This is a genomic window from Mesorhizobium sp. M4A.F.Ca.ET.020.02.1.1 (genome assembly GCF_004022645.1).
In the GTDB taxonomy this organism is placed as follows: domain Bacteria; phylum Pseudomonadota; class Alphaproteobacteria; order Rhizobiales; family Rhizobiaceae; genus Mesorhizobium.
Map to the genome: position 1 here is coordinate 1 of NZ_RZOI01000429.1, position 5,286 is coordinate 5,286.

Sequence of the window (5,286 nt, forward strand, 5' to 3'; positions counted from 1 at the left end):
GAGGCGCAGGTGGCCGAGGCGGTCGCCAAGACGCTGGAGCGCTTCGGCGGCATCGACATCTGCGTCAACAATGCCAGCGCCGTCCAGCTTACCGGCACGCTGGAGACCGACATGAAGCGCTACGATCTGATGCACCAGATCAACACGCGCGGCACCTTCCTGGTCTCAAAAATGTGCATTCCGCACCTGAAGTTGGCAAAGAATCCTCATATCCTGAATCTGGCGCCGCCGCTCGACATGGTGGCCAAATGGTTCAAGAACCATGTCGCCTACACCATGGCCAAGTTCGGCATGTCGATGTGCACGCTGGGCATGAGCGCGGAATTCGCCAAGGACGGCATCGCCGTCAACTCGCTGTGGCCGATCTCGACCATCGACACGGCCGCGGTGCGCAATCTTCTGGGCGGCGCGTCGGTGGCGGCGATGAGCCGTTCGCCCGACATCATGGCCGATGCAGCGCATGCGATATTCCTGCGTCCATCGCGCGAGGCGACCGGCAATTTCTACATCGACGAGGAGGTGCTGCGTGCCGAGGGCGTCAGCGATTTTTCCATCTATTCGCCGGGCGCGACAGGGCCGCTCGCCGGCGACTTCTTCGTGCCGGACGAGGTGTTTGCCCGGACGGAAAGCAAGATCAAAACCATCTACTGACGGGCAGCGGGCGAGGTCTCAGTCCTCAACTTTCTTGCCTTTGGCCAGACCCATCAGCCGGTCGATATAGGCCAGCATCAGCGCCGAGAGGACGAAGGCGAGGTGGATGATGGTCAGCCACATCAGCTGGTCGGTGGTGTAGGAGACGGAATTCAGGAAGACCTGAAGCAGGTGGATCGAGGAGATGGCGACGATGGTCGAGGCGACCTTGACCTTGAGCGAGCCGACATCGATCGTGCCCAGCCAGTGCACCTTGCCGTCATTTTCGTCGAAGCGACTGACGAAGTTCTCGTAGCCGGAGATGATCACCATCACCACCAGCGAAGCGACCAGGGCGGCGTCGATCAAGCCGAGTATCTTCAGGATGGTGTCGGTGTCGCCGAGCGACAGCGCGTTAAGGACGAACTCGTAGAGCTTCTTGCCGAACGACACCGCATAAATGGCGAGCGCGAGGCCAAGCCCGATATAGAACACGACCAGCAGCCAACGCGAAGCGAGGATGATCGATTCGATCGCGAGTTCGAGACGTTTCATGCGCCGGTTCCGCTTTTGGTTTCAGTTCGCAAGGTCAAACAAAACCCCGCCGGAGAGGGCCGGCGGGGCTCATGTGTCCCGCTGGAGTCGGGACAGGGCAGGGAACGCCCTGTCCCGAATCTGGGTACATCAATCCGGCAATTCAATGATTTCGCTCGAATCGAAGCTGAATTCTTCTTGAGCCCCAAACCCTTGTGAGCATTGCCCATCCCGGCAGGATCGGGATGGGCGCGCTGTTGTCGCACTGAATCCAGAAGCCGCACTATGCTTCTGGAACGGCGGGCTAATTCGCGCTGGCCACTGGCGCCACCAGCGAGGTGATGCGGCGGATGGCAACACGACGGTTCTCGCGGTTTGGCCCTTGCGTGTCGACCTTGAGATACTCCTCGCCATAGCCCTGCGTCGTCAGGTTTTCGGGTGGGATGCCGAAGGCATTGGTGAGCGCCTCGGCGACCGCCTCCGCTCGCCTGTCCGACAAGGCAAGGTTCGCCTCGGGCGTGCCGACCGCATCGGTATGGCCCTCGATCAGGAAGGTTTCCGCCGGGTTCTTCTTCAGCAGCTTCTCCATGGCAGTGGCTACGCCTTCCAGCTTCTGCACCTCGGTGTCCGAGATCGTCGCCGAGCCGAACTCGAAGTTCAGCGTGTCGAGGTCGATGCGGCGGGCGATGTCGCGCACGCGGGCAGAGCGCTTGACCTCGTCGACCGAGTAGAGGCGCTGCACCCTTTCGACGGGCGGCTGTTCGAGGAAGGTATAGTACTCGTCCGGGTCCTCGACATCCTCCGAATCCAGGATGTAATCGCGGCGCGAGATGGTGAGCCGCATCGGCGGCAGGTCGTCGCCGGGATCGCGCCAGTCGTCGACATCACGGTAGTAGCGCTCGTCGACATAGCTCAGCACATATTCGCGGCCGTCGGGCGTGATGCGCGAACGTTGGATGACGTCGCCATAACGGTTGCGGATGGTGACGATCTGCACGCCGTTGTCACGCTCGACGATTTCGCGAATGCGGCCGCCGGACAGATCTTCATAGTAGACATTCCTGGCGCCGCGATGCATGCGCGGCGCATCGTTGCTTTCGACGATCGTCTGGTTGTTGAATTGGATGATGACGCGGTCGCCGAATTGCTTGAGGACGTCGGCGCCTTGCGGACGCGGACGGCGGCTTACGTCTTCCTCTTCAGGCGCGCGCTCGACGCGCGTGCCTTTTTCCTCGGTCACCGGAACGATCTTTTCAGGCTGGATTGCCTGCTGGGCCGACTTGTCGTCGGTTGGCGGCGGTCCCTGATCGACAGGAGCCGGCTTCGGAGCTTGCGCCTGCTCGCCGTTCTGCCGAACGGGCTGACCGGCTCCCTCGGCGTTCTGGCCTTCGGTGGTCTGTCCGCCGGCACTCTGGCCGGCCTGATCCTTACCGCCCTTGTGCTTGCGTCGGGCGTCCTTCTGGCTGTCCAGAAGCGGCGCTTCGTCCGGGTTGGCCGTGGCCTCGCCCTGGGCCGGGGTTTCACCCTGCGCGGGCTGGGTCGCCTGTTCGCCAGCGGCAGGCTGCTCGCCGGTTGCGGGCTGTTCTTCCGTCACCGGCTGCTCGCCGACAAGTTTCTTGCCAAGCTTCTTCTTGTCCTGAGGCTGTTCGCCCTGGGCGGGAGCTGCCTGCTGCTCGGTGGGCACGGGAAGCGGTTCAGTCTGCGGGACAGGCTCGCCGGGTGCCGCCTGTTTGGCCGGCGCCTGCTCGGCGGGCGCAGCCTCGATCTGCTGATCCTGCTTGCGCTTCTTCTTGCGCAGATTGTCCTGCCGATTGTTGTCGTTTGCCGGCGCGACCTGGTCTGAAGGCTGTTCGGCGGGTGCCGCTTCGATCTGTTGCTGGTCGCCTTTCTTCTTGCGCAGTTTGAGCGGCTGCTCACCGTTCGACGGAGCCGCCTGTTCAACTGGCTGATCCGCTGGAGCTGCTTCGATCTGCTGCTGGTCACGCTTCTTCTTGCGCGGCTTGATCGGCTGCTCGTCGTTAGCCGGAGCCGCCTGCTCGGCGGGCTGTTCGGCGGGTGCTGCTTCGATTTGCTGCTGCTGTTCGCGCTTCTTCTTGCGCAGGTTGTCCTGCCGGTTGTTGTCCGCCGGCGCGATCTGTTCGGCAGGAGCCGCTTCGATCTGCTGCTGGTTGCGCTTCTTCCTGCGCGGCTGCTGCTCTTCGGCGGCAGGCGCGGCTTGTTCGGCCGGCGCCTGTTCCGTTTGCTGCTGTTGCTGTTCTACCTTGCGCTTGCGTGGTTTTTGTTCCTGCTCGGCGGGTGCGGCCTGCTCGGCCGGCGCGGATTCGGTTTGCTGCTGCTGCTCGCGCTTCTTTTTCTTGGGCTGTTCCGGTTCAGCCTGCTGGTTCTGCGCGCAGGCTTCGGCTGATTCCCCCTCGGCGCAGCTCGCTTGCGCAAGAATCAATGGCGCGGCGGCGTGCTGCATGGAGCCGAAAACGGCACCGCCCTGCAGCGGGTACGCGCCCAACGGCGCGGATGCCATCAGCAGGCCGATCGCGGTGCCTGCCAGAATCCGTGGTTGGCGTTTCATCTCAAATTCTCCTTGTGGGGTCCCATCCCTGCCCAAAACTTTCATCATCGGGATTTGGTTCCGACGTGTGGGCATTAGCGGCAACGAAGGACGATTGACCGGCGTTTTGAAGGCAACTTCGTGTTTTTCATATGATGCATGTGTCATTTACGCCACTGCCGCGCTTGACCTTGGCGCCGGCCGGGGCCACATCCGCGCAATGGGTGCGCCGTTCTGGAAAACCAAGACTCTTGAGGCGATGACGCCGGTCGAGTGGGAATCGCTCTGCGACGGTTGCGGGAAGTGCTGCCTGTCGAAGCTCGAGGACGAGGACACCGGCGAGATCTACTGGACGAGCGTCGGCTGTCGGCTGTTCGACGCCGAAAGCTGCCGCTGCGCCGATTATGCCAACAGATTGGCCCGGGTTCCGGACTGCGTTGGGCTGACTCCGCAGAATGTGCGCACTATCAGCTGGCTGCCCAGGACCTGCGCCTATCGGTTGATAGCTGAGGGGCATGACCTCTATTGGTGGCACAGGCTGGTCTCGGGGAGCGACGAGACGGTGCACGAAGCCGGCATCTCGATCCGCGGTCGGGTCAAGGCCAAGGAAACCGACCTTGCCGAGCCGGACGACTATTTTGACTATATGCTCGACGACGAGCCCTGAACCGATTTTCGCCGCAAACCGATAGGAAATAGCACGCGCCGGATCGGCCTCGGCCGGAACCGGCGGGGCCGTGGGGCGTTTGGGGTCCGGCCGCTCACAACCGATGGCTTGCCGGATGAACCGAAGATGAATGGACGGTTCGCAGAAGGTTCAGACAGGCAGGCGCATTCTCGCACCATCGGCTCACAAGGGGCGAGAGCCCTCAACAAGGAGAGAAAACGATGTTCAACACGATCAAGACGGCAGCCCTTTCGGCGCTGGTCGGCCTCGGCACGCTTGCCGCCATTCCCGCCGCCCATGCCGACAGCCTCTATCTCGGTTTCGGCAACAACCAGGATCCCCGCTTCGGCGTCTACACCGGGGACGATGACGGTTACTACCATCGCCGTCACCGCTCGGATGATAACGATTGGCGTGACGACCGCGGCTGGCGCCGGGGCTGTTCGCCGGAGCGCGCGCTCGACAAGGCCGAGCGCATGGGCTTGCACCGTGTCCGCATCGTCGATGTCGGCCGCCGCACGGTCAAGGTTATGGGCCGCCAGTACGGCGATCGCGTCGTGGTGGTATTCGCCAATGTGCGCGGCTGCCCGATCATCTATCGCTAAGGAACACAAGCCGGCCCCGGCTTGAACGCCTAGCAGAGCCCCTTTCCGCCAGGGCGGAAGGGTGCGGCTCAAGAAGAACCCCGGAGGACTGGTCCTCCGGGTTTTTCATGCGCAGCAGGGGTCGGTCACAGCCGGCCGGACCTGCGTCCGGCCCCGCCGACGCAAGCCGGCCGGACCACGCTCACTTCAATTCGAAGGTGACGGTAACCTGCACGGCGTAAGCGTTCTCGCCCGCCTGCACCGGGACCGACGCGCCCGCGGCATCGAAGGCCTTGGCGTTGATCGGCATCGGCGGCGGCGCGATG

Annotated in this window: 5 protein-coding genes; 3 read left to right on the forward strand and 2 right to left on the reverse strand. The window is 63.1% G+C overall.

The features are described 5' to 3' along the window. Positions 1-651: SDR family oxidoreductase (locus tag EN742_RS23120; RefSeq protein WP_128333316.1), on the forward strand; the 651-nt coding region annotated here is incomplete at its 5' end. Positions 652-669: 18 nt separating this feature from the next. Here EN742_RS23120 and EN742_RS23125 read toward each other — a convergent pair. Both EN742_RS23125 and EN742_RS23130 read right to left on the reverse strand, forming a co-directional pair. Then, positions 670-1,185: a TIGR00645 family protein gene (locus EN742_RS23125; RefSeq protein WP_126058806.1), complete on the reverse strand. Its 516-nt coding sequence runs from the start codon at positions 1,183-1,185 to the stop codon at positions 670-672. 283 nt (positions 1,186-1,468) lie between these two features. Next, a complete protein-coding gene (locus EN742_RS23130; protein ID WP_127406211.1) occupies positions 1,469-3,730 on the reverse strand; it encodes an OmpA family protein in 2,262 nt (753 codons plus the stop codon). A gap of 199 nt (positions 3,731-3,929) precedes the next feature. On the opposite strand from EN742_RS23130, the gene EN742_RS23135 reads away from it, so the two are divergent. Beyond that, on the forward strand, positions 3,930-4,376 hold the full coding sequence (locus EN742_RS23135) for a YcgN family cysteine cluster protein (RefSeq protein WP_126058807.1): 447 nt from the start codon (positions 3,930-3,932) through the stop codon (positions 4,374-4,376). Positions 4,377-4,597: 221 nt separating this feature from the next. Beyond that, complete coding sequence (locus EN742_RS23140) at positions 4,598-4,981, forward strand: hypothetical protein (protein ID WP_126058808.1); 384 nt, start codon at positions 4,598-4,600, stop codon at positions 4,979-4,981. Positions 4,982-5,286 lie beyond the last annotated feature (305 nt).